Source organism: Syntrophotaleaceae bacterium (assembly GCA_041390365.1).
GTDB lineage: Bacteria > Desulfobacterota > Desulfuromonadia > Desulfuromonadales > Syntrophotaleaceae > JAWKQB01.
The window spans coordinates 368,138-392,789 of record JAWKQB010000003.1 but is presented as its reverse complement, the minus strand read 5'-3'; the positions used below and the strand labels follow the sequence as shown (position 1 = coordinate 392,789).

The window sequence follows — 24,652 nt, the reverse complement described above, 5'->3', positions numbered from 1 at the left end:
TCAACACCCCTTGATAGAGAGCCGTCATGTGCCTGATCTTGTTGGCTGTCGACCAACACCCCGATTATCCGGTCGTGCTGGCGGCCAACCGCGACGAATTCCATGCCCGCCCCTCATTGCCGGCCGGCCGATGGCCGGACATCCCCGCTGTTTTCGGCGGTCGTGATCTGGAAAAAGGAGGCAGCTGGCTCGCTTTTTCTCCTGGAGGCCGGTTCGCCTGTGTGACCAATTTTCGCGAACCTCCCCCGCTCAGGAAACCGCAACTGTCCAGGGGCCTGCTGGTCAGGGATTTTGTCCGGGGACAAGAAAGGCCATTGGAGTGCCTGGCACGGATGGAAGAAGAGGGCCATCGATACCGGGGTTTTTCCCTGCTGGTAGGGCAAGGCAGGGAGATCGGATACGCATCCAATCGTGGCCCCCGGATGATGCTGGGTCCTGGCCTGTACGGGGTCGCCAATGCCCTCCTTGACACCCCCTGGCCCAAGGTCGTTCACGGCAAACAGCAGCTGGCTCTGCTTCTGGAAAAGCGTTGCCTCGATCCCGCGAAAATTTTCGATCTGCTGATGGATCGTTCCGTTCGGGGAAAAGCATCGCCGCAGGCCGGCTTTCCAGGCAGTGCGAACGAATCCCAGGCGCCGATATTTGTTCGCAGCCCGGACTTCGGCACCCGCTGCTCCTCTCTGCTGCTGATCGATCAAGCCGATCGGACGACCTTCATCGAGCGGACCTTTTTCGAGGGGGGGGAGGACTGGAGCGAAATCCGCCTCGACATTCCATGAAGTTGGGGCCTTCTTGACAGGGGCGACAATCTCATTGATGATGAAAAAAACCCAAAAGAGCCGTTTACCGGAGGACAGTTTGGAAAAAACGTTGAAGGACATCGACGTACCGTCGCAACTGCCGCTGCTGCCGGTCAGGGATACGGTGGTTTTCCCGCATATGATCCTGCCGCTCTATGTCGGCCGCCCGCAATCTCTGGCAGCCGTTCGGGACGCACTGGAAAAAGACAGGCTGATTTTTCTCGCCACACAGAAGGAAATTGGCGACGAACAGCCGTCTCCCGAGGATATCTACCGGATCGGGTCCGTCGCCATGATCATGCGTATGATCAAGCTGAAGGACGGCAGGGTGAAGATATTGGTGCAAGGTCTGAGCAAGGCCCGCATAACCGGATTTCAGCAGCAGGAGCCTTTTTTCGCCGTTTCGGTCAAGCCGATCCGGGAGCCGCATTTCGAGGAGCTGCCGCTGGAAGTGGAGGCACTGATGCGGGCGGTCAGGGATCAGGTTCTGCAGCTGCAGGCGCTGAGTAATCTCCTGTCGCCCGAGGTCCTGGTGGTGCTGGACAATATCGAGGATCCCGGTGGACTTGCCGACCTGGTGGCTAGCAGCATCCACCTGCGCATCGAGCAGGCCCAGGAGCTGCTGGAGATTATCGATCCCTGCGAGCGTCTGCAGGAAATCAACGATCTCCTGAACAAGGAACTCGAACTGGTCTCGGTGCAGACCCGCATCCAGATGCAGGCCAAGGAAGAAATGGGCAAAACCCAGCGGGAATACTTTCTGCGGGAACAGCTGCGTGCCATTCAAGCCGAACTCGGGGAATCGGACGCCAAAAGCGAAGACCTGGCCGAGCTGCGGGAGAAGCTCCGCGACGCCTCTCTTCCGGAAACTGTGCAGGAGGAAGCAACCAAGCAGATGCGCCGCCTGGAAAACATGCCGGCCGAGGCGGCCGAGTATTCCATGCTGCGCACCTATCTCGAATGGCTGGCTGAACTCCCGTGGCAGAAGGCCACCACCGACAACCTCGACCTGCGTGAGGCCCGGCGGATCCTGGACGAGGATCACCACAATCTGGAGAAGGTCAAGGAACGGATTCTGGAATTTCTGGCCGTGCGCAAGCTGAAAAACGAATTGAAGGGGCCGGTCCTCTGCTTGGTCGGTCCCCCCGGAGTCGGCAAGACCAGTCTCGGTAAGTCGATCGCCCGCGCTTTGGGGCGCAAGTTCGTCCGCGTCTCCCTGGGTGGACTGCGGGACGAGGCCGAGATCCGCGGCCACCGCCGCACCTATGTAGGTGCCCTGCCGGGGCGGATCATCCAGGGGATGAAGCAGGCCGGTACCAACAATCCGGTCTTCATGCTCGATGAACTCGACAAGGTCGGCGGCGCCGATTTCCGCGGAGACCCTTCCTCCGCCCTGCTGGAACTGCTCGATCCCGAGCAGAACCATGCTTTTTCCGATCATTACATCAATCTGCCGTTCGATCTCTCCAACGTCATGTTCATCGCTACCGCCAACATCATGGACCCGGTGCCTTCGGCCCTGAAGGACCGGCTCGAAGTGTTGCGCCTGGCGGGATACACCAACGAGGAAAAGCTGGCCATCGCCCAGCGCTTCCTGGTCCCCCGTCAGCTCGAAGCCAGCGGACTCAATGAGGGAGACCTGAAATTCTCACCCCAGGCCCTGGAGAGGATTATTGTCGAGTACACTTCGGAAGCGGGGCTGCGCAACCTGGAGCGGGAACTGGGCAGCATCTGTCGCAAGGTCGCCCTGCGCTTCGCCGAAAACCGGCGAAACCCGGTGCAACTCACCAGTGGCGCTGTCCCCAAATATCTCGGCCCGCAGCGGTTCTTTCCCGAGGACAAACTGCGGGAGAGCGAAGCGGGCCTGGCGACCGGTCTGGCCTGGACCGAACGGGGAGGGGAAATTTTGCACGTGGAAGTCAGCACCATGCCGGGCAAGGGACGGCTCAACCTCACCGGCCAGTTGGGGGAGGTGATGAAGGAGAGCGCCCAGGCGGCTCTGTCCTACGCCCGCGCCCATGCCGGGGAGCTGGGATTCGATCCCGATGTCGTCGAGAAGATCGATATCCACATCCATGTTCCGGCAGGAGCCATCCCCAAAGACGGCCCCAGCGCCGGAGTGACCATGGCGACGGCGCTCATCTCCTCCCTGACCGGTCGCCGGGTCGACAAGAATGTGGCGATGACCGGCGAGATCACCCTGCGGGGCAAGGTGCTGCCCATCGGAGGTCTCAAGGAGAAGGCGCTGGCGGCGGTGCGCGCCGGTATCGAAACGGTCGTCATCCCCCGTCTCAACGAAAAGGACCTGGTGGAAATCCCCCCCGCTCTGCGGAGGAAAGTTTCCTTCATCTCCGCCGAATCGATGGCGGAGGTTTTGAAGGCCGCTCTGGAGTCTGAAGCGTGAAGCTGGCCGAACTGGGTGAATTCGGTTTTATCGAGCGCATCCGGCAGGCGGTGATCGACGCGCCCGGGGTGCGCCGGGGCATCGGCGACGACTGCGCGGTTCTGGAACTGCCGCCCGGTCACCTGCTGCTGACCAGCAAGGATCTGCTCATCGAGGATGTACATTTCCGGCTGGGCTGGACCGATTGGCGCACCCTCGGGCGCAAGAGCGTCGCCGTCAACGTCAGCGATGTCGCCGCCATGGGAGGCACGCCCCGCCATCTCTATCTCGGGCTGGGCATCCCTGCCGGAACCGCTGTTGACGATCTCGAAAAATATCTCGAAGGTTTTCTGGAAGCGGCCGGCGAGTACGGCGCTATTCTGGTCGGTGGGGATACCTGCCGCTCGCCGGGACCCCTGCTGATTTCGGTGACCGTGGAGGGGTCGGCGCTGGCGGAGGAAGTGGTCTGCCGCAACGGCGCCCGGCCCGGAGATGCCATCTATGTGTCCGGTACCCTTGGCGACAGTGCCCTCGGTCTTCGCTGTCTGCTGTCGGGTGAGAAGGCATTTGGTTTTTCGCTGGGCCGCCATCTCGATCCCCGGGCACGGGTGGCTCTCGGCCGAGCCCTGGCCGCGCGGGGTCTGGCGAGCGCCATGATCGATCTGTCCGACGGGCTTTGCGGCGACCTCAAACATATACTCTCTGCTTCCGATGTGGGAGCACGGCTGGAAAAAGGTTCGCTGCCTTTGTCCTCGGAATTCCGCGAGGCCCTGGCGACCGAGCCGGAATTGTTGGAACTTGCCTGGTGTGGAGGCGAGGACTACGAACTGCTGTTTACCGTACCCAGGGAGAAGGAGCCGCTGATGAAAGACCTTGCCGCCGCCCTGGAGTTGCCCCTGACCTGCATCGGAAGGATCACCGAAAAGGAGGAGGGGTTTTTTTTCATCGATACCCAAGGTCATTTCCACCCGCCCCAAACCGGAGGCTTCAACCACTTCCGGACGGAAGTTTAGCCAACTTTCACAATTATTGGAGGAATCCCTTATATGAAAAGATGTTTGCCACGTGCCGTTCTGCTGGTTCTGCTGCTGCCCGTTTTCGCCCTGGCGGGAGGAAGCCCCGAGCCCTCCCTGAAGGAGGTGGTGACGGCGCTTGAAGCCCCCTTCCGGCCGGGGGGCGCGATCAGGGATTTCCGGGCGGATTTCGCCCAGCAGTCCTACCTTGGAGCCCTGGACAGGGTGGAAGAGGGGAGAGGCCGGGTAGCGGTCCGCTTCGATCGCAAGGGGCAGGAGGTGACGCCCCGATTCCGCTGGGAATATGCCCTTCCCACTGTCCAGGAAATCGTGTCCGACGGCCAGACCGTCTGGGTCTATCTTCCGGAAAACAACCAGGTTCTGATATCACCTTTGCCGGCGGACGATCAGCTGAAGCGTGACGACCCCCTGGCATTCCTGACGGGACTGGGAGAATTGTCCAAGCGCTTTCAGATCCGGTGGGCCGACCCGGCCAGGACCGAACAGGGGGCTTTCCGCCTGCTGCTGACCCCCCTGCAGCCCTCCTCCTTCATTGAGCAACTGGTGCTGCTGGTCGATCCCGCCGTAGTACACGGCAGGGCCGGCCAGGCGAAATATCCCCTGCGGGGCGCAACAATTTTCGGACCTACCGACAGCCGGACCACCATCCTTTTTGAAAATCTCCGCGTCAACCAGGGCCTGAAGAACAGTCTCTTTACCTTCGAACCCCCGGAAGGGGTCGAAGTGGTGCGCCCGGAGGAGGGTGGACTGGGGTTTTAGAATCGGTCCCGAGTCCATAAAATCGGTCCCGGGTCCCGGGTCGAAGGTCGAAGTCCAGGGTCTTAAGTCTTGGGTTCTTTGGTTTTGGTCTCGGGACTCGGAATCAGGGACGGTTTTGGTTCTTGGACCCTGGACCGAATTTATGCTATAAGGCCCTGTTTCCGTTGCCCTTATCCGGCGGACAGACACCGAATCAGGAGAAGTTTCCATGCCGAGTTTCGATATCGTATCCAAGGTCGACCTGCAGGAGATCGACAACGCCGTCAACCAGGCCCTGAAGGAGATCGCCCAGCGGTACGACTTCAAGGGGACGCATAACGAGATCAACCTGGAGAAGGACAGCCTCGTGCTTTTGGGGGCGGACGACTACAAGCTCGACGCCGTGGTCGACGTGCTGAAGGGCAAGCTGGTGCGGCGCAACGTATCCCCCAAGTGCCTCGATTTCGGCAAGAAGGAGCCGGCTTCCGGCGGGGCGGTCCGGCAACGGGTCGCGATCGTTCAGGGGATCTCCAAGGAAAAGGGGAAGGACATCGTCAAGCTGATCAAGGACAGCAAGCTCAAGGTCCAGGCCCAGATCATGGAGGACCAGGTTCGGGTGTCGGGGAAGAAAATCGACGATCTGCAGGAGGTCATTCAGCTGCTCAAGGGGCAGGACCTGGGGATCGAGCTGCAGTTCGTGAATATGCGCTCCTGATAAAAGTTTCAATCGAAATCCAAATCGGGATCGGGATCGAAATCGGGATCGACGTTTCTGCCTTGCCGATATCCGACAAATTAACCAGACTCAGCCCGATACCGATACCGATACCGATACCGATACCGATGCAATTTCTTTCACAAAGGAATCATCTTACGTGAACAAACGGAAAGTTTGCATGGTCAGCCTTGGCTGTGCCAAGAACCTGGTCGATGCCGAAGTGATGCTGGGCTACCTGCCCAGCGAACGCTACGAAATCGTTACCGACGAGTCCCAGGCCGAGATCATCATCGTCAACACCTGCGCCTTTATCAGTGATGCCAAGGAAGAATCGGTGGAAACCATCCTGGAGGTGGCGGATCAGAAGAAAAAGGGCCGCTGCCGGATGCTGGTGGTTGCCGGCTGCCTGTCCCAGCGCCATCCCGCTGAACTGGCCGAGGAACTGCCGGAGGTCGACATTTTCATGGGACCGGGCGAGGTGCCGCGCATCGCCGAACTGATTGAGGCCCGGGAAGCGGCGGAGAGTTCCCTGGTGGCGGTGGGGCGGCCCGATTATCTCTATGACCATAACTCCCCCCGGGTCAAATCCTCCCCGTTCTATTCGAGCTATGTGAAGATCGCCGAGGGGTGCGACAACCTCTGTTCCTACTGCGTGATTCCCCAGTTGCGGGGATCGCTCCGTTCCAGAAGCATCGCATCGGTTGAGGCCGAGGTGCGGCGGCTGGTGGCCAACGGTGTGCAGGAAGTGAATCTGATCGCCCAGGATCTGACCGCCTACGGTCGCGACCGCACAGACGTCGCCCGGCTGGAGGATCTGCTCCGGACGCTGGTCAGGATCGACGGCCTGCGCTGGTTGCGGCTGCTCTATGCCTATCCGGACGGCATTTCCGATGAACTGATCGAGCTGATGGCCACAGAGGACAAGATCTGCAACTACCTGGATCTGCCGCTGCAGCATGTCGACGATACGATTCTGCTCCGCATGAACCGTCGCATCAACCAGGCCGGAATCCGCTCGCTGCTGGAGCGGATCCGCGGCCGGCTGCCGGATATCACCCTGCGCACCTCCTTTATCGTCGGCTTCCCCGGCGAGACCGAACAGCAGTTCGCCACCCTGCTCGGATTTGTCAACGAAGGCCATTTCGACCGGGTCGGAGTGTTCCGCTATTCCTGTGAGGAAGGCACGCCGGCCGCAGTCATGGAGGACCAGGTGCCGGAACGGATCAAGAAGTCCCGCGAGCAGAAGTTGATGAAGGCCCAGCAGCGGGTGTCCTTCCGTCGCAATCGCTCCCTTGTCGGCCGCATTGTGCCGGTGCTGGTGGAAGGATTCAGCGAAGAAACCGACCTGCTTCTGAGCGGACGCAGCATTCGGCAGGCACCGGATATCGACGGACAGGTTTACATTACCGCGGGACAGGCTCTAGTGGGGACCATCGTGCCGCTGCGCATTACCGACTCGTCCGACTACGATCTGATCGGAGAAATCGTGGAGGACGACGCATCTCCCGCCGGGGGATAAACCCGGTTTCCTGGCGCCCCTTGTTCCCTCGGTCGTTGCTGACGGAAGCTCACGACTGCTGCCGGGTGGCCGGTTTTTCTGATCGCGACCGGAGCCTTGCCCATGCCGACTCTTCGTCTGCTCTGGCCCTATCTGCAGATCTATCGTTCCGCTCTCTGCTGGGGGCTCGCCTGGCTGATCATCACCGACCTGCTCGGACTGCTGCTGCCCTGGATGCTCAAGGTCGGCATCGATGCCGTGCAGCAGGGAAATCATCAGCTGCTGATGCTCTCGGCCGCTGTGCTGGCCGGTGCGGCTTTGGTGCGGTTTTTGACCCGCCTGGTGTCCCGTTTCGCCTTCCTCCGCACCGCCTGTCGCATCGAGGTGGACCTGAGGCGTGATCTGCTGGTCCGCCTGCTGCAGCAGGACGCCTCCTTCTTCGATACCCATCGCACCGGGGATCTTCTGTCCCGTTTCACCAACGATCTGTCCAACATCCGCACCATGGCGGGTTTCGGTCTGCTGATCCTGATCAATACCCTGTTCGTGTACGTCATGACCCTGGTCCTGCTGATGGCCCTGTCTCCGTCCCTGACCCTCCTGGCCCTGATCCCCTTCCCCTTGTTGCTGCTGATCGTCAAACGCCTGAGCGCGCGGCTGCTCAGAGCCTCGGGCGAGGTGCAGAAGAGACTGGGGAAAATCAGCGAAACCATCGAGGAAAGTGTCGCCGGTCAGGCTGTCATTCGCAGCTACGGACTGCATGAGGTCTACGGTACCAGCTTTGCCCGGGACAACGAAAACTATCTGGAAAGCAATCTGGTGCTGGCCAGGCTGCGGTCCCTGGTCGGTCCGGTCATGGCGATCATTGCCCCTCTCGCCACCCTTCTGATCCTCTATTTCGGCGGCATAAAGGTGGCGAACGGACGGATGACGCTGGGCGAACTGGTCGCCTTCAACGCTTATCTCATGCAGCTGGCCATGCCGACCTTGATGGTCGGCTGGGTCCTGAGCCTCGCCCAGCGGGCGGCAGCCAGCGTGGAAAGGCTCGGCTTTCTGCTGCATCGTCCGGGAGAAAAGACGACCGGGGAGGAGATCGGCCCGGAGTCTGCTCCGGCCGTCGCCATCCGCTCCCTGTCCTTTGCCTATGGCAAGGAGCCGGTTCTTAAAAATGTCGACCTCGAAGTGCCTGCCGGGTCCCTTATCGGGGTTACCGGACCCGCCGGTTCGGGAAAAAGCACCCTGCTCTATCTGCTGGCCGGGCTCTATCCACAAAGGGAAGGAAAAATTTACATCGGAGGCCGGGAGCTGAGCTCTCTCGATCTGGAGGCTCACCGACGGCGGCTGGCAGTGGTTTTTCAGGAGGGCCGGCTCTTTTCCGGCTCTCTGCGTGAGAACCTGCTGTATGCCGTCCCCGACGGCAGCGATGCTCTCGCCCGGCAGGTGGCGGCGACGGTCGGCCTGGAGAAGGACATCGCCGGATTCCCGGAGGGATTCGATACCCTGGTCGGCGAGGGGGGCAAAACCCTGTCCGGGGGGCAGCGCCAGCGGGTTGCTTTGGGGCGGGCCGTAGCCCGGGGCGGAAACTTGTGGCTGCTGGACGACCCCTTCAGCCATCTCGATGCGGGTACCGCCCGCGACGTCTGGGTGGCCCTGCGGCCTCTGCTCAGGGAAACCACGGTTTTTATGATTACGAGCCGGGTGCCGCTGCTGGCCGAGGCCGACCGCATCGTGGTGCTGGAAAACGGGGAGGTGACGGAACTGGGCCGCCATGATGAGCTGGCCGGAGGTGGAGGCTATTACGCCGGCATGGTGGAGCGGGAAAGACTTCGGCAGGAACTGGAGGGTTTCTGAGATGAAGCGGGGAATGTTCGATCTTGATGAAATGTCCGGACGTCATCTGGACTGGACCCTTTTCCGCCGCTTCCTGGCCCTGCTCCGTCCCTATCGGAGGGCGGCTATGGGCGCCCTGCTGCTGTTGCCCCTGGTGACGGTTTCCCGGCTGGTGCAGCCCTATCTGGTCAAGGTGGCCATCGACCAGCACATCGTGCCGGCACGTCTCGAGGGGCTGGGCATGGTCGCCGTCCTGTATCTCCTGGCTGTGTGCAGCGAAAGCCTGTTCGGGTTCGGTCAGGGCTACCTGGCCCAAGTCGTCGGGCAGCGTTTGATGGCGGGATTGCGGGAGCGGAGTTTTCGCCACCTGCTGCGGCTGCCCGCCGGCTTTTTCGACCGTAACCCCTCCGGAAGGCTGGTCACCCGCCTGACAGGAGATGTGGAAAATGTCGGCGAACTCTTCGGTTCCGGGGTTGCAGCGGCCCTGGGGGAAATCTTCTCCCTGGTATTCATCGTCGGGATCATGTTCTGGCTGAACCTGCGACTGACCCTGGTGGCCTTCGCCCTGGTTCCGCTGCTGGTCGGCATTCTGCTGCTGTTCCGCAGAAGCATGCGGGGAGCCATGCGCCAGGTGCGGGCCCGGGTGGCGGGCCTGAACGGCTATCTGGCCGAGCGAATCGCGGGGATCAACGAGGTGCGCCTGTACGGCCAGGAAAAGCGCACCTTGGAAGAGTTCGGCGAGCTGCAGAGGATGTACCGCAGCAGCTCCTTCCGCTCGATCCATTGGGATGCCTTTCTCTTCAGCGCCCTGGAAATTCTCAGTTCCCTGGCTATTGCCGGCATCCTCTGGGTCGGGGGAGGAGCCGTGCTGGCCGAAACCGCCACCTTCGGGACTCTGGTGGCGTTTGTCGAGTACGTACAGCGGTTTTATGCGCCCCTGCGCAAGCTGTCGGCCCAGTATTCCCTCTTGCAGTCGAGCAATGCTTCCCTGGAGCGGATTTTCGCCCTGATGGATGAAACGCCGGAAATTTATGGGACGGGGGATTGGCCGAAGGGGGACACCCCCATCAGCCTGGAGAAAGTGAGTTTTGCCTATGATGGAAAAAATCCGGTCTTGAAGGATATCGATCTGACGATCGCCCCCGGGGAGACGGTCGCCCTGGTGGGCGATACCGGCAGCGGAAAAACCACCCTGACGAGGTTATTGCTCCGCTTCTACGAACCCGATAGTGGAAGGATTCGGATCAACGGCATCGACCTCTCGGAAATCGATTCACAGCGGATCCGGAAGCAAGTGGCCTGGGTATCCCAGGAGCCGTTCCTGTTCGCCGGAAGCTTGCGGGAAAACCTCGATCCTGAAAATTGTCTGTCTGATCGGGATCTGCAAAAACTGATTGTCGGAACCGGCTGCGAGGATTCTGTACGGCGTCTTGGCGGACTGCAGGGGGTGATCACGGAACGGGGGCGCAACCTGTCGGCCGGCGAACGGCAGCTGCTCTGCCTGGTGAGGGCGCTGGCTCTGAATCCCAAACTCATGATTTTCGACGAAGCCACCAGCCGTCTCGACGGGGTGACCGAGGAGCTTGTGCAGCGGGAAATGGCCCGGGCCGGTCAAGGCCGGACATCCCTGATCATCGCCCACCGCCTGCGCTCCATTCGCCACGCCGACCGGATCGTGGTTCTGCACCACGGACGGATAAGGGAGAGCGGCACCCACCAGGAGCTGTTGGCCGCAGGCGGCCTGTACAGCCGGCTGTGGCGGCTGCAGGAATTGACGGGGGAGGGCCGCGCGGCGGAATCGGCGGCGTTTCTGTAAGGTCAAAGGCGAACGGGAAGACAAGCGGAACTTAAGGACGAACAGGGACTCTCACCGAAAGACACGGACGGTTCGGTCAGGGTGTCCTTGTGCGTCTGTGTTTGTCCGTGTCTGTCTGTGTGGAGGATGAGGCCGGGTGGGAAGCCGGCAGGGTCTCTTCGATGTGGGAAAAGTAATCCCAGATGTTCAGCAGGTCGGGCAGGCTCAGGGACAGAAACTGCACCCCCATGCCCGGTGGCAGATTGTCGTTGACCGGTTTGGCGGGAGGATTGCTCCAGGCGACGAAGGCTTTGCACACCACGGGTTGTTTGGTGTTGGGCAGGCTGAAATCGAGAAAAAGCTCCTGACTCGGATCGAAGGGGTGTTCCGTTTCGATGAACATGCCGCCGGAACTGAGGTTGCAGGAGAAGCCGTGGTGCATGTTTCTCTGGTCCAAACCGTAGCGCACGATGAGCCGGGTCGCTATGCGGTTGAAGGACCGATAGGCCAGTCCGAGAAGGCGACGGGAGGTGGCCAGCAGCAGATGGTTGCTGAAGGGCAGAAAGATGATGTCGGTGCAGTCCGCTTCCAGGCAACGGGCCAGGTCCTCCCTGCTCTGCCGGTCGATGACCAGGACCACGGGGAGTTCCTTGAGAAGGAGATCCTGCCGCACCTTCCGGCAGCACTGGTCTCCGCTCAAAAGGGGAGAGTGCAGGCTGAGAAAAACCAGATCGGGTTTCTGACGCTGGATAATCTGCCAGGCCTGCACGCCATCCTGGGCGACGATCAGACGGAAATTTTCCCGGGTGGAAAAATCGTCATCCAGGCTCAGAAAAGGTTCCAGATCGGCTGAAAGAAGAATGTTGTATTTGGGCGCCATCGAAACCCTTTCCGGTACAGCTGAATTGGCCTTAATTTTCAGTATCCGTCAAACCATTTCGAAATGGATGGCTTGGCAAAGGCGTTTGATCATGCCCGGGTCTGTCGGGCATGCATGATTTAAATGACTTAAAGCTGGATTCCCGATCAAAACCACCTCGAGAACGACTATTTTCAAAAGCGACGGGAATTGACTGAAAGTATAACCAGTTTTTTTAATCCCACCAAGTTTTTTGATGAAAGGGTTTTCTAATCCAGAAAAGTCCCTTCCACGTTTCACCCGTGGGCGTGGTGCTCGCTCTCTCCGCCGACCATGAACGGGCTGAGCGGCTTGCCTTCGAGAAAATCCTTCCAGAAAGGAGAGATGTCGCGCAGCCGCTGGATGATCGGCGGCAGGACCTTGATCACGTGATCGACATCCTCGTCACTGTTGAACACACTCAGGCTGAAGCGGATCGAGCCGTGGGCGGCGGTGAAAGGGACTCCCATTGCCCGCAAAACGTGGCTGGGCTGCAGGGAGCCGGAGGTGCAGGCCGATCCCGACGAGGCGCAGATGCCCTGGTCGCTGAGCAGCATCAGGATCGATTCCCCTTCGACGTACTCGAAGCTCAGGCTGCAGGTGTTGGGCAGCCTCCGTTCGGGATCGCCGTTGATCATGGTGTTGGGAATCCGGTCCAGCAGCCCCTGTTCCAGCCGATCCCGCAGGTTGCGAACGCGCCCGTTCTCCTCCTCCATGTGGGCCATGACAAATTCGGCCGCCTTGCCGAGGCCGACGATATAGGGGACGTTTTCGGTTCCGGCGCGTCGCCCGGACTCCTGATGTCCGCCGATCACGAAGGGGGAAAAACGGGTTCCCTTGCGGATGTAGAGGGCCCCGATGCCTTTTGGGGCATGCAGCTTGTGGCCGGAGAGGGAGAGCAGATCGATGGTGCTTTTGCGCATATCCATGGGGATCTTGCCGACGGCCTGGACCGCATCGGTATGGAAGGGGACCCCCTTTTCCCGACAGATGGTGCTGATCTCCTCCACCGGGAAGAGCACACCGGTTTCGTTGTTGGCGGCCATGATGCTGACCAGGGCGGTATCGGGATTCAGAACGGCTCTCAGTTCATCCAGATCGAGGCGACCCTGACTGTCGACGCCCAGTTCGGTAATGCGATAACCTCGGGCCTGGAGGTGATGGGCGACGTTGAGTACGGCGGGGTGTTCGACCCGGGAGATGACCAGGTGTTTTTTTTCGGGGTAGGAATAGAGGGTGCCGAATATCGCGGCATTGTCGCTTTCCGTACCGCTGCTGGTAAAGACGATTTCCCCGGGATCGGCGCCGATCAGCGCGGCCACCTTTTCCCGGGCCGCGGCGACCTGTCGGCCGACCTGGCCGCCGAAAAAGTGCATGCTGGAGGGATTGCCGTAGAGATCGCTGAAGAAGGGCCCCATGGCTTCGACGACTTCCGGAGCGGTGCGAGTGGTGGCATTGTTGTCCAGATAAACGGTTTTCATCATTTCACCTCCTCGACCTCGATTTCCGGGGCGACGAATTCCCGCAGCTTCGCCTCAACGAAGTGCTTGAGCGTAAAGCTGGACTGGGGGCAGAAGGAGCAGGTCCCCCGCAGGGCGACATAGACCTTGCTGCCGTCGATGTCGACCAGTTCGAGATCGCCGCCATCGGAGCGGATCGGAGGCAGAATCTCCCTTTCCAGGGTTTCCTGGATCAGCCTTATCTTCTGGAGGTTGGAGAGTTTTTTCCCCGCCGGAAGACGCTGCTCGACCGGTTCTGCGGGAGCGGCGTTGCCCAATTTCTGCAGGATGGCCTCGATTTTCGGATGACACATCTGGCATCCGCCGCCGGCCTTGGTGTAATCCGTCACCTGCTCGATGCTGGTCAGCTTGTTTTCCCGGGCCACCCGCTCGATCTCCCGGTCGGTAATACCGAAGCATTTGCAGACAATCTCGAACTCCTCTTTGGTCTGGGTTTCCCCCCGATAGTTGGCGATCGCCGCCTCCAGGGCCTCCTTGCCCATGACCGAGCAGTGCATCTTCTCTTCAGGCAGTCCGCCGAGAAATTCGGCCAGATCCTGGTTGCTGATCTTTTCCGCCTCCTCCAGGGTCTTGCCCTTGGCGATTTCGGTCAGGGCCGAGGAGCTGGCGATGGCGCTGGCACAGCCGAAGGTCTTGAACTTTATCTCTTTGATCCGTTTGTTGACATCGAGCTTGAAGGTCAGGCGCAGGGCGTCGCCGCAGGCCAGAGAACCGACCTCGCCGATGCCGTCCGGGTTATCGACCTCCCCCACATTGCGGGGGTTGAGAAAATGATCCTTGACTTTGTCCGTATAATCCCACATTCGCATGCTCCTGAAATTTAAGACTGGGTGGATAATTGCAAATCCAAAGATGATGACGTCGCACCTTTTGGGCTTTCTTGCGACGGCATCAAAGCTGACCAATTTGCTACTATTTTAAGTTCTCCGACCGCCCTTGTCAAAGATGGAGAAAAGTTTGGTAATTCAGGCTCACATTGCCGTTTTCCGCTAGGCCTGCCTCCAGGCTCTGAACAGAGCCCCCCGGTTATTCCATTTGTTTTTGAACAAAATCGGGGCAATCACATCTCTCATCGAACCTTATGCAGCTTGTCTTCAAAATCGGTATCGGAGGATGGAAAGGGAGGTGTTAAAGGCCGATGAAGATATGCGGTGGCTTCCTCGGTGGTGAGTGGGCGAGCAAAGAGAAACCCTTGGCCCTGATCGCACTGCCTTTGTCGGAGAAAATCGAGTTGCACCCTGTTTTCGATCCCTTCGGCCACCACCCCCAGATTCAGGTTTTCGGCAAGAGCAATGATGCCGGCCGCCAGGGAGGTTCCCTCGGCAGCGATGGTGATGCCCTTGACAAAGGATTGGTCGATTTTCAACCTGTCGAGAGGGAGTTGCTGAAGGTAGCGCAAGGAGGAGAATCCGGTACCAAAATCGTCCACCGCCAGCGACAGGCCCATGGTCCTGAGTTGCTGAAGCACGCCGGCGGCTTCCTGAATATTGTCCACCAAGATGTTTTCGGTGATTTCCAGCTCCAGGAAGCGCGGGTCGAGTCCGGTCCGAAAAAGGATCCGGTCCACCGCCTGAACGAATCCGGGCTGCTTGAACTGGCGGGGGGAGATGTTGACCGATACCCGCAGTTTGTCGAACCCCCTGGACCGCCAGAGCTGGGCCTGGGAGCAGGCCTGGTCCAGAACCCATTCCCCGATCGGCACGATCAACCCCGTCTCCTCCGCCATGGGAATGAAGTCGGATGGAGCGATCATCCCCTTGAGGGGATGTTTCCACCGCAGCAGGGCTTCGAATCCGACGGTTTCACCGGTCTTCAGATCGAGCTGGGGTTGATAGTGGAGGACCAGCTGCTGCTCCTCGAGGGCATGGCGCAGATGGCTTTCCAGTCGCAGGAGTTCATGGGACCGGGCATTCATCGCCCTTTCGTAAAACTGATAGGTGTTTCGTCCCTGCTCCTTGGCCCGGTAGAGCGCCACGTCCGCGCTTTTCATCAATTCCTCGACATCCTGTCCGTCGTCCGGATAGAGGGCGATGCCGATACTGGCGGTGGGAAACAGGACATCGTCGTTGATCCGGATGGCTTTTGCCAGCTGGGCCAGAATTTTCTGGGCGATGGCGGCAAGATCACAGTGATCGACCAGGTCCTGGACGATGATCACGAATTCGTCTCCGCCGAGGCGGGCAATGGTATCGTGGCTGCGAAGGCAGCCCCTGAGTCGCAGCGCCACTTTCCGGAGCAGTTCGTCTCCCGTCTGATGACCCAGGGAATCGTTGATGTTCTTGAAGCGGTCGAGGTCGAGAAAAAGCAGCCCCACTTGCTGCTTTTTCCTGCAGGCCGCCTTCATGGCCCGGGCCAGCCGGTCATGAAACAGCAGCCTGTTGGGCAGGTTGGTCAGGCTGTCATGAAAGGCGAGATGGTTGAGACGCTTTTCGTTTTCCAGCAACAGCCTCTCCGCCCGGATCCGCGGGGTGATGTCTTCGAGCAGAATAACTGCCCCTGAAGAATCCCCGGCTTCCGCCAGCGCGCTGAGATGAAGCTCGAAATGCCGGCGGGATTCTTCAGCCGATTTCCGGACCACCTGACACTTTTCCGGTTCGTTTTGCTCCAGGACCCGACGCAAACGGAAATGAAAATCGGTTCCTGCCAGTTCGGGAAGAAGATCGAACAGATGACTGCCGCGCGCCTCGGCTTCCTCCATTTCAAACCAGCCGGTCATTTTGCAGTTCCAGGAGGTGATCCGCAGATCGGAATCGAGGGTGAAGATGCCCAGATTGACGCTGTCGAGCACATGCCGGCTGAAGTCATGGAGTTTTCGGAAGCGGCCGCTGACGAGGCGGAGGTTTTCATAGAGGTTGGCATTTTTGATGGCTATGGAGGCATGCCTTGCCACGGTCATCAGGGATTCGAGATCGGTTTCATCGAAGGCGTGGGGGACGGGGCTCTCAACATTGAACACGCCCACCACTTGGTCCTCGACGATAAGGGGCACGGCCAGCTCGCTGCGGGCGCCCGGAATGCCGTAGAGGTAGTCGGCCGACTGGGTAACGTCAGGAACCAGGATCGGTCTGGCCTGCGCTGCAACCTTGCCCATGATGCCGCACCCGACGAGGATCTCCTGCTTAAGGGCTTCCCTGGTGTAGCCATAGGAGGCCGCCGGGATCAAACGCAGCCCGTCCTGGGACACAAGTCTGATGATGGCGTTGTCGAACTGAAAAACCTCGCGGGCCACCCGCAGGATTCTTTCCAGCAGTTGTTCGAGATCGGTGATGGTCAGCAGCTCTCTGCTGATCTCGATCAAGGCCTGCAGCAGTTTTTCCTCTTTTTTCATCTTGTGACCGTAGTTGTGCGTTGAGGAAGGATTTAAAGCATGATGCGTACCACAGATTAAATGAATTTTTCTGCTGATAAAATGGCAGGTTAGCATCATTAGAGAGGGTTTTCTTATGTGGATGACTGTTGTTTGGGCAGGGCGTTGCCTAATATTTTCGCTGACACGGCCAGGGGGCAGGGGAATAAAGCCTTGCACGGGCCAATAAAGATCGCTATTAATACCGCAATCGATCGATTTTCATACTCTTTGGGGAGACCCATCCCCGGGGCTTGGCTGCCGCCATCCTGGTGACAGACGACCCTTTGCGCGGGCACTCGGAGCCCTTTTGGCTGAACAGGTATTTCCAACGAAAGGAAACAGTGCATGCAAAGCCTGCTTGATTCCCTGAGCGGCCTGGTCTGGGGACCGGTCACCATTTTCCTGCTGGTCGGTACCGGCCTGCTTATGACCCTGCTGGTCGGATTCGTTCAGCTGCGCCGCTTCGGCTATGCCTGGCAGTTGATCAGCGGACGTTTCGACAACCCCGAAGACCAGGGGGAAATCACTCATTTCCAGGCCCTGAGCGCTGCTCTTTCGGCCACCATCGGTACCGGAAATATCGCCGGGGTGGGCACTGCCGTCGCCTTGGGGGGGCCGGGAGCCATCTTCTGGATGTGGGTTACGGCCTTTTTTGGCATGGCGCTGAAATATGCCGAATGTTTGCTGTCTCTGCATTTTCGCACAATCCATGAGGATGGTTCGGTAAGTGCCGGGCCGATGTACTATCTGGAGAAAGGGCTGGGGCAGAAATGGCTGGGGGTTCTGTTCGCCTTTTTCGCCGTGATCGCTTCCTTCGGCATCGGCAACATGGTTCAGGCCAATTCGGTGGCCGAGCCGGTGCAGGTCTATTTCGGCGTTCCCAAACTGGTGACCGGACTGGTGATCGGCTCCCTGGTTTTTGCGGTCATCGTCGGTGGTATCCGGCGTATCGGCCAGGTGGCCAGCAAACTGGTGCCCTTCATGTGCGTTTTTTACGTGGCCGGGGCCCTGTGGGTCCTGTTCGCCAATTGGCAGGGGATTCCGGGAGCGTTCGCGGTGATTTTTCGTGATGCCTTCAGCGGCAGCGCTGCGGCGGGCGGCTTTGCCGGGGCCGCGCTGGCCCAGGCGATCCGTTTCGGTGTGGCGCGGGGCGTCTTCTCCAACGAGGCCGGACTCGGCAGCGCCCCGATCGCCCATGGCGCGGCCCAGACCCGGGAACCGGTGCGGGAGGGACTGGTGGCCATGCTCGGGCCTTTTATCGATACCATCGTCATCTGCTCCATGACCGGCCTGGTGATCATCCTTACCAACGCGTACGAGAGCGGGCTGACCGGCGCCGAACTGACCGCCAGCGCCTTCCAGGCCGGACTGCCCGGGCCCGGGGGCTACATCGTGGCCTTCGGCATCATCTTTTTCGCCTTTTCCACCGCCATAAGCTGGTCCTATTACGGCGATCGTTCCATCGAATACCTGCTGGGCGCAAGACTGATCCTGCCCTACCGTGTGCTTTTCTGTCTGCTGTTGCCCGTTGGCGCCGCGATCCCCCTTAACCTGGTTTGGACCATTTCCGATATTTTCAATGCCTTGATGGCCTGGCCCAACCTGGTCGGCCTCCTCTGCCTCAGTCCGCTGGTGATCCGTATGACCCGCGAATATTTCAAGGATCCGGGCCGGGTGAATCCCTTCGGGGAAGACGGGACTCGTACCGCCCCTGCCGAAAAGAGTTAAAATAGACCTTGTTCCTGCATGGAGGAGTCCTTTTCGTTGTCGGTGAAGCGGTAGCGGAAACCAAGATTTCGCCTCTGCAAGTTGCGGATCTTCTTCCTCCATGGCGAGGCTTTAGATTTTTCCAAATCGAAATCGCTATCGAAATCGAAATCGGGTGTTAGCTTTTCGTTTTGACGATTTCGATTTGGGTCACTCTACTGCAAGGCTAAAACCCTCGGCATCCAAACCAAAGTCAAAAGCCAAAATCCGATTTCGATCCCGATCCCGATTTCGATTTCGATTAAAACCTTGTCAAACTGGTATCGCGATTCGCCCCCCTTTTCCCCTTCAGGCGCACTTGCTCTGCTGTTCCTCCTCCGAATCCTCCAGAATGCAGAAGCCGCTGTCATGGATGCCGTGATCCTCGGCGAGATACATCCCTTCGAGAACTCGGTTGAAGTTTCGGGCAATAACCTGACGTTTGAGTTTCAGGGTGGGGGTGACTTCGTTGCCCTCGCCGGAAAAATCCCGGGAGATCAGCACGAACCGCTTGATCCGGCTGAAGGAGGGCAGGTCGCGCTGCAGAGTGTCGACATGCTGCCGTACCAGTTCGAGTACCCGGGGATGGTTGACCAGATCGCAATGATTGAGAAAGTCGATCCGGTTCTGGCGGGCGAATTTTTCCAGTTTTTCGAAGTTCGGCACCAGCAGGGCAATCAAGTAGGGTTTTCCGTCACCGTAAACCAAAGCGTTGGAGAGGAGCGGGTCGCTCTTGAAGAGGTTTTCCAGGTTCTGGGGGGGCACCTTTTTGCCGCCGGCGGTGACGATGAGGTCCTTTTTACGGTCGGTAATGGTCAGGAAGCCGTTTTCATCCAGCTCTCCGATGTCTCCGGTTCTGAACCAGCCGTCCTGCAGCACTTCCTCGGTCTGTTCGGGACTGTTCCAGTAACCCTGGAAGATGGTCGGCCCGCTGAGCAGAATTTCTCCATCCTCGGCGATGCGAATGCTGGTTTCCGGCAGCGCTTTTCCCACCGACCCGATCCGCAGGTTTTCAACGGTATTGACGGCAATGCCGGAGGCGCTTTCGGTGAGGCCATACCCTTCGTAAATGGGGATCCCGGCGGCCAGGAAAAATTCGGCGACCTTGGTCATCAGGGGAGCTCCTCCCGAAATGAAAAACCGCACCCGGCCCCCAAGCCGTTCGCGCAGCCTCTCAAATACGGCCTTTTTGGCGAGGCTCAGGGCCCCCTGAAACAGAGCCCCCTGAGGCTCCTCCCTCTGCACGGCCTGGGCATGGGCTCGGCCGATCCTCAAGGCGCCGAAAAACACCTGCTTTTTCAACCAGGACCCGGACAGGACCTGCTCCATGATGCGGGAAAACATTTTTTCGAACAGCCGCGGCACCCCGATCACCACCGTCGGGCGGACTTCGGTCAGATTGAGGGGAACCGTGTCGATGCTTTCGGCGTATGCAATGACCGCCCGTTGGAAAAGCATCAGGTAGTAGCCGTCGACCCGTTCGAAGACGTGGGAAAGGGGCAAAAAGGAGAGGCAGACGTCTCCGGGACCGATATCGAAAGCCGTCACCGCCGCCCGGATCGAGGCGAGGATGTTGTCATGAGTCAGAATCACCCCCTTGGGCGGTCCGGTGGTTCCCGAGGTATAGACGAGGGTGGCGATGTCGGAGCCCTGTACCTTTTCCAGCGACTTGTCGACCTCCCTGGAGTGGCTTTCCCGGGCATGATTCAGGAAGGACTCGATCTCGATAAACGCCGGATTCTCCCCTCTGCCCTCCAGCAGGATCACCATCTCCAGATCAGGCAGTTCCCCGAGGTGTTGCGCCAGGTCCTGGGCGACCAGAGAGGAGTAGAGGAACAGGAAGCGGCTGCCCGAATCGCGCAGGATATGCAGGATGTTTTCCATCCCTTCCGTCTGATAGACGGGGACGGTCACGCCACCGGCCGCCATGATGCCCAGATCGGCATAGACCCAGCGGGGGCAGTTGGGTGCCATGATCGCCACCCGGTCCCCCTGTTCAATGCCTTTGGCCAGCAGGGCTGCGGCATAGCGGCGGATCTCGTGGACCATCAGCTTCCAGGGAATGTCCAGATAATGGCCCTGCGCCTTGAAACGCAGTGCGGGGCGGTCGGGGTCCTTCTGAGACAGTTTCAGAATGGCTCGCGGAAGGGTTTCCGTTTTCAGGATCAGGTCGTCACTCATGGCAGGTCCCTCTGTGCTGCAGGTCGCTGAATCGGCCTTTTGTGCCCGAAGCATCGGCTGTTCAGCGCCCGGTCACGATCATTGACAGTCCTGGCGGGAACAGGACATTCAAGCTCTTTCGAAAACCCCGGCGGCCCCCATGCCCCCGCCGATGCACATGGTCACCAGCCCGTATCGGGTTTGGCGCCGGCTCATTTCGGCCAGCAGGGTGGCGGTCAGTTTGGCTCCGGTGCAGCCCAGAGGGTGTCCCAGGGCGATGGCCCCGCCATTGACATTGACCAGGTTCTGGTCGAGGTCAAGGGCCCGAATGACCGCCAGGGCCTGGCCGGCAAAAGCTTCGTTGAGTTCGACCAGGCCGATCTCCTGCTGCCGCAGACCGGCCTGAGCCAGGGCGGCGGGGACGGCTTCCACGGGACCGAGCCCCATGATTTCGGGGGCCAGACCCCGCACCGCGAAGGTGGCAAACCGGGCCTGGGGCGATAGCCCGGTCCTTTTCAGGAAGGCTTCTGAAACGACCAGAGCGGCGGCGGCGCCATCGGTCATCTGCGAGGCGTTGCCCGCCGTCACGGTCCCGCCCTTTTTGAACACCGGTTTCAGCCGGGACAAAACCTCCGGACTGGTATCGGGACGGATCCCTTCATCTTCCGCTGCGGTCAGGGAAAAGTTTTCCCTGCGCCCCTCGACCAACCGGCACCCGGTCACCTCCACCGGCACGATCTCCTCCTGGAACAGTCCCTCTGCCCTGGCCCGGGCGGCCTTGTGATGGCTGGCGCAGGCAAAGGCATCCTGGTCCTCCCGGGAGATCCGGTTTCTTTCCACCACCAGTTCGGCGGTGATGCCCATGGCGGCGTAGGTTTCCGGCCAGTCGGCCATCAGCGCCGGGTTGACGCTGTACTTATGGCCGCCCATGGGCACCATCGACATCGATTCGGTGCCGCCGGCGATGATGCATTCGGCCGATCCGGCCATGATCCTCTCCGCCGCCAGGGCGATGGCCTGCAACCCCGAAGAGCAGAAGCGGTTGATGGTCATGGCCGGCACCGTGACCGGCAGTCCGGCCCGCAGGGCGGCGATGCGGGCCACGTTCATCCCCTGCTCCCCCTCGGGAAAGGCGCAGCCGAGGATGACGTCGTCCACCCGAGCGGGATCAATGGCCGTGCGGGTCAGAACACCCCGGATGGCCGTCGCCGCAAGATCGTCCGGGCGGATGATGCAAAGCTGTCCGCGGGGGGCCTTGCCGCCGGGAGTGCGGATGGCGCTGAGAATGTAGGCTGTTTTCATGCAAGTTCTCCGTTTGCTACCTTACCAAGTCCGATAACCCCGACCCCGACACCGAAAACGTCAAATTGCCTCGGGGTCGGTATCGGAATCGGTATCGGTATCGAGCCCTTTCGCTGAGACCGGTATCAATTCCGCAGCGGCTTCCCCGTAGCCAGCATGTGCCCGATCCGCTGGCGGGTGCGCTCTTCCCCGCAGAGCTTCAGGAAGTTCTCCCGCTCCAGTTGCAGCAGATCGTCCTCGGTGATCGGGGTTCCCGCCGCCACCCCCCCTCCGCACAGGACATCGGCGATCAGGCCGCCGATATACGCGTCGTAGTCGCTGATGAAGTTGCCCGTGCGCAGGTTCCAGAGGCGGTTTTTCATGGTGGCCGCGGCGCTCGGGCCGGGCGCCTTCACGTCTTTTGCCAGCAGGGGGCGGAAGGAGGCCGCCAGAGCCAGAGCCTGCCGTTTGGCGTCGCCCAGGAGCAGCGAGCGGTTCATGCAAACCTGGTCGCCGGGGCGCAGATAGCCGAGATCGAAGAGCTCATCCGCCGAGCGGGAGACCTTGGCCATGCCGATATTCTCAAAGGCCCGAAGCAGCAAAGGCAGCGGATCGATCCCACAGCTTTCGGCCAAGGTCAGGGCGCGCAGGGCCAATTCCTTGGTGCCGCCGGCGGCGGGGATCAGTCCCACGCCGACCTCCACCAGTCCCATGTAGGTTTCGGCATGGGCAGTGACGGCCGCGGCGTGCAGCACATATTCGCAGCCGCCGCCCAGAGTGAGCTGGAAGGGGGCGGCGATCACCGGAACCCGGGCGTATTTGAGGGACAAGGTCGCTTGCTGGAAAGCCGCGATCATCCCATCGATCGCTGCGAAATCCCTGCGATCCATGGCGTCGCCCAGGAGGGCCAGGTTGGCCCCCGCGGAAAAGAGCTCTCCCTGGTTGCCGATCACCAGCGCCAAACCGTCCGCTTCGGCCCGCTTGACCGCCCGGCGTGTCAGGTCGAGGAGTTCCGGGCCGATGGTGTTCTTCTTGCCGTGGAACTCCAGGCAGAAAACACCGTCTCCCAGGTCGAGCAGGGAGGCGCCGGCAATGGCTTCGACCACCCCTCCACCGGCTTTGACCGGCACCAGACGGATTTCGCCGTCGGCCGACGGTATCGGTCGATAGTCCCCGACCACCGGGTCCCACACGCACGGCCTGCCGTCCTCGATTTTGTAAAAGGCCGCTATCTCTCGAAGGATGGCCGGGACCTCCAGCCCATCCCCGTCCACCCGCCGGACGAACTCCTTTACGCCGATCGCATCCAGCATGGCAAAAGGTCCGAGCTCCCAGTTGTAGCCGGCGCTCATGGCCCGATCCACGTCCTCGAAACGCTCGGCAATTTCCGGCACCCGTCGCACGGCGTAGAGCAAAATATCCCGCAGGTGGCGCCAGGCGAAGCGGGCGGCGGAGTCGCCCTCCCTGATCAGCGCCGCCACCCGCTGGCCGAGATCGGCGATCTTCCTGACATTCAGCAAGCTGGCGAAACCCGGCTTTTCGAGAAGTCGATAGTTACCGTCCCCGGAATCGTAAACCTCGATCCCGCCATCCTTGTCCCGCCGATAGAAGCCGCCGCCGGTCTTGTCTCCCAGCAGTCCTTTTTCGACCATTTCTTGCAAGAAGGGCGGGATATGAAAAATTTCCCGTTCCTCGTCGTCCGGCAGCATCTGCCAGGAATGGCGGGCGACCTTCACCAGGGTGTCGAGGCCAACGATATCCGCGGTGCGGAAGATGGCGCTTTTGGGCCGGCCGGTGACCGGGCCGCAGATGGCGTCCACCTCGGCGAAGGACAGGCCGAGATCCTGCATATGCTGCATGGCGTTGAACAGGGCGTAGACGCCGATGCGGTTGGCGACGAAATTGGGGCTGTCTTTGCCCACCACAATCTCCTTGCCCAGTTTGCGGCGGGCGAAGGCGGTCAGTTTCTCCACCAGGAGAGAATCGGTGGCGGCCGTCGGGATCAATTCGAGCAGGGGCAGATAGCGGGGAGGATTGAAGAAATGGGTGCCGAGAAAGCGGCGGCGCAGGTCTTCCGGCAGCTCTTCGGCCAGGGCCGTCACAGACAAGCCGCTGGTGTTGGTGGAGAGGATGGCTGCTGTGGAAAGATGGGGCGCCAGGTGGCGGAAAAGTTCTTTCTTGGCCGCGGGATCTTCGATGATCGCTTCAATGACCCAGTCGCAGTGGGCCAGCTGGTCGAGATCGTCCTCAAGGTTGCCAGTTCGGATCCGGTTGGCCTTGTCAGGGGTAAAGAAGGCGGCAGGTCGGGCGGCGAGGGCGCGTTCGACGCCGATCCTGGCCCGCCGGTTGCGAACGGCCGGGTCTTCCGGGGTGAGGCCCTTCTGCCGCTCTTCGTCGGTCAGGGTGTCGGGGATACGGTCGAGGAGGAGGACGTCGAGGCCGGCGTTGGCGAGGTGGGCGGCGATGGCGGCGCCCATGACGCCGGCGCCGATGACGGCGGTTTTGTAAATTCTGGCCATTTTTCTCCTCCCCGTTCCTGGTTCCGGCTACAGGCTGAAAACCTGAACCGCGGGGTTGCGCCCCCGCGCGACGCCTTACTCTTTTGATGCGCGTCAAAAGAGTAAGCAGAAAAACGCGCCCCGGCTCCTTGCCCGCCTGCGGCGGGTCCCCTGCGCGGAGCAGACGTCGGGCGGGCGGAAAAAAACTCGCTCGCTGCGCTCCCTCAGACAGTTTTTCCGCCTTTTTCGCCCGCCGCCCGCTTCGCTCCGGCTGCGTCACAGGGGAGTTGACGGCAAAGGCAAGGCAAAGTCAAAATCAGCCACGAGCCACGAGCCACGAGCCACGAGCCACGAGCCACGAGCCACGAGCCACGAGCCACGAGCCACGAGCCACGAGCCACGAG

The 24,652-nt window shown here is 60.4% G+C and carries 16 protein-coding genes; 9 read left to right on the top strand and 7 right to left on the bottom strand.

Annotated features, from left to right (window positions below):
• The first annotated feature begins 26 nt into the window (after positions 1 to 26).
• From R2940_14170 to R2940_14135, 8 genes are all read left to right on the top strand, one after another.
• The gene (locus R2940_14170; protein ID MEZ4600930.1) at positions 27 to 779 is read left to right on the top strand and encodes an NRDE family protein; all 753 of its coding nucleotides are present in this window, start codon (positions 27 to 29) and stop codon (positions 777 to 779) included.
• A gap of 79 nt (positions 780 to 858) precedes the next feature.
• Positions 859 to 3,204 carry an endopeptidase La gene (lon, locus tag R2940_14165; protein ID MEZ4600929.1) on the top strand — a complete coding sequence of 782 codons (2,346 nt, stop codon included), beginning with the start codon at positions 859 to 861 and terminating at the stop codon, positions 3,202 to 3,204.
• Complete coding sequence (gene thiL, locus R2940_14160) at positions 3,201 to 4,196, top strand: thiamine-phosphate kinase (protein MEZ4600928.1); 996 nt, start codon at positions 3,201 to 3,203, stop codon at positions 4,194 to 4,196. The genes lon and thiL overlap by 4 nt, the downstream gene beginning before the upstream one ends.
• Before the next feature lie 33 nt (positions 4,197 to 4,229).
• Positions 4,230 to 4,976 (top strand): outer membrane lipoprotein carrier protein LolA, encoded by a 747-nt coding sequence (locus tag R2940_14155; GenBank protein MEZ4600927.1) that lies wholly within the window; start codon positions 4,230 to 4,232, stop codon positions 4,974 to 4,976.
• 208 nt (positions 4,977 to 5,184) lie between these two features.
• A complete protein-coding gene (locus tag R2940_14150; GenBank protein MEZ4600926.1) occupies positions 5,185 to 5,670 on the top strand; it encodes a YajQ family cyclic di-GMP-binding protein in 486 nt (161 codons plus the stop codon).
• A gap of 160 nt (positions 5,671 to 5,830) precedes the next feature.
• A complete protein-coding gene (rimO, locus tag R2940_14145) occupies positions 5,831 to 7,192 on the top strand; it encodes a 30S ribosomal protein S12 methylthiotransferase RimO (GenBank protein ID MEZ4600925.1) in 1,362 nt (453 codons plus the stop codon).
• 102 nt (positions 7,193 to 7,294) lie between these two features.
• Positions 7,295 to 9,022 (top strand): ABC transporter ATP-binding protein, encoded by a 1,728-nt coding sequence (locus R2940_14140; GenBank protein ID MEZ4600924.1) that lies wholly within the window; start codon positions 7,295 to 7,297, stop codon positions 9,020 to 9,022.
• 1 nt (position 9,023) lies between these two features.
• Positions 9,024 to 10,817, top strand: coding sequence for an ABC transporter ATP-binding protein (locus R2940_14135; GenBank protein MEZ4600923.1), 1,794 nt, complete (start codon positions 9,024 to 9,026; stop codon positions 10,815 to 10,817).
• Between the two features lie 76 nt (positions 10,818 to 10,893).
• Here the strand turns inward: R2940_14135 and R2940_14130 are convergent, their stop codons facing one another.
• The 4 genes from R2940_14130 to R2940_14115 form a co-directional block, all read right to left on the bottom strand.
• The gene (locus R2940_14130; GenBank protein ID MEZ4600922.1) at positions 10,894 to 11,676 is read right to left on the bottom strand and encodes a PilZ domain-containing protein; all 783 of its coding nucleotides are present in this window, start codon (positions 11,674 to 11,676) and stop codon (positions 10,894 to 10,896) included.
• A gap of 275 nt (positions 11,677 to 11,951) precedes the next feature.
• Positions 11,952 to 13,178 carry a cysteine desulfurase NifS gene (nifS, locus tag R2940_14125; GenBank protein MEZ4600921.1) on the bottom strand — a complete coding sequence of 409 codons (1,227 nt, stop codon included), beginning with the start codon at positions 13,176 to 13,178 and terminating at the stop codon, positions 11,952 to 11,954.
• The gene (gene nifU, locus R2940_14120; protein MEZ4600920.1) at positions 13,175 to 14,017 is read right to left on the bottom strand and encodes a Fe-S cluster assembly protein NifU; all 843 of its coding nucleotides are present in this window, start codon (positions 14,015 to 14,017) and stop codon (positions 13,175 to 13,177) included. The genes nifS and nifU overlap by 4 nt, the downstream gene beginning before the upstream one ends.
• A 266-nt stretch (positions 14,018 to 14,283) precedes the next feature.
• Complete coding sequence (locus R2940_14115) at positions 14,284 to 16,542, bottom strand: EAL domain-containing protein (GenBank protein MEZ4600919.1); 2,259 nt, start codon at positions 16,540 to 16,542, stop codon at positions 14,284 to 14,286.
• A gap of 366 nt (positions 16,543 to 16,908) precedes the next feature.
• Here R2940_14115 and R2940_14110 point away from each other — a divergent pair, with 366 nt between their 5' ends.
• Positions 16,909 to 18,291, top strand: coding sequence for a sodium:alanine symporter family protein (locus R2940_14110; GenBank protein ID MEZ4600918.1), 1,383 nt, complete (start codon positions 16,909 to 16,911; stop codon positions 18,289 to 18,291).
• Between the two features lie 327 nt (positions 18,292 to 18,618).
• On the opposite strand, the gene R2940_14105 is transcribed toward R2940_14110, so the two are convergent.
• The 3 genes from R2940_14105 to R2940_14095 all read right to left on the bottom strand — a co-directional run bounded on the left by R2940_14105 (position 18,619) and on the right by R2940_14095 (position 24,269).
• Positions 18,619 to 20,490: a long-chain fatty acid--CoA ligase gene (locus R2940_14105; protein MEZ4600917.1), complete on the bottom strand. Its 1,872-nt coding sequence runs from the start codon at positions 20,488 to 20,490 to the stop codon at positions 18,619 to 18,621.
• 108 nt (positions 20,491 to 20,598) lie between these two features.
• Entirely contained in the window at positions 20,599 to 21,771 is a 1,173-nt protein-coding gene (locus tag R2940_14100; protein ID MEZ4600916.1) for an acetyl-CoA C-acyltransferase, read from the bottom strand.
• Positions 21,772 to 21,896: 125 nt separating this feature from the next.
• Positions 21,897 to 24,269: a 3-hydroxyacyl-CoA dehydrogenase NAD-binding domain-containing protein gene (locus R2940_14095; GenBank protein ID MEZ4600915.1), complete on the bottom strand. Its 2,373-nt coding sequence runs from the start codon at positions 24,267 to 24,269 to the stop codon at positions 21,897 to 21,899.
• Positions 24,270 to 24,652 lie beyond the last annotated feature (383 nt).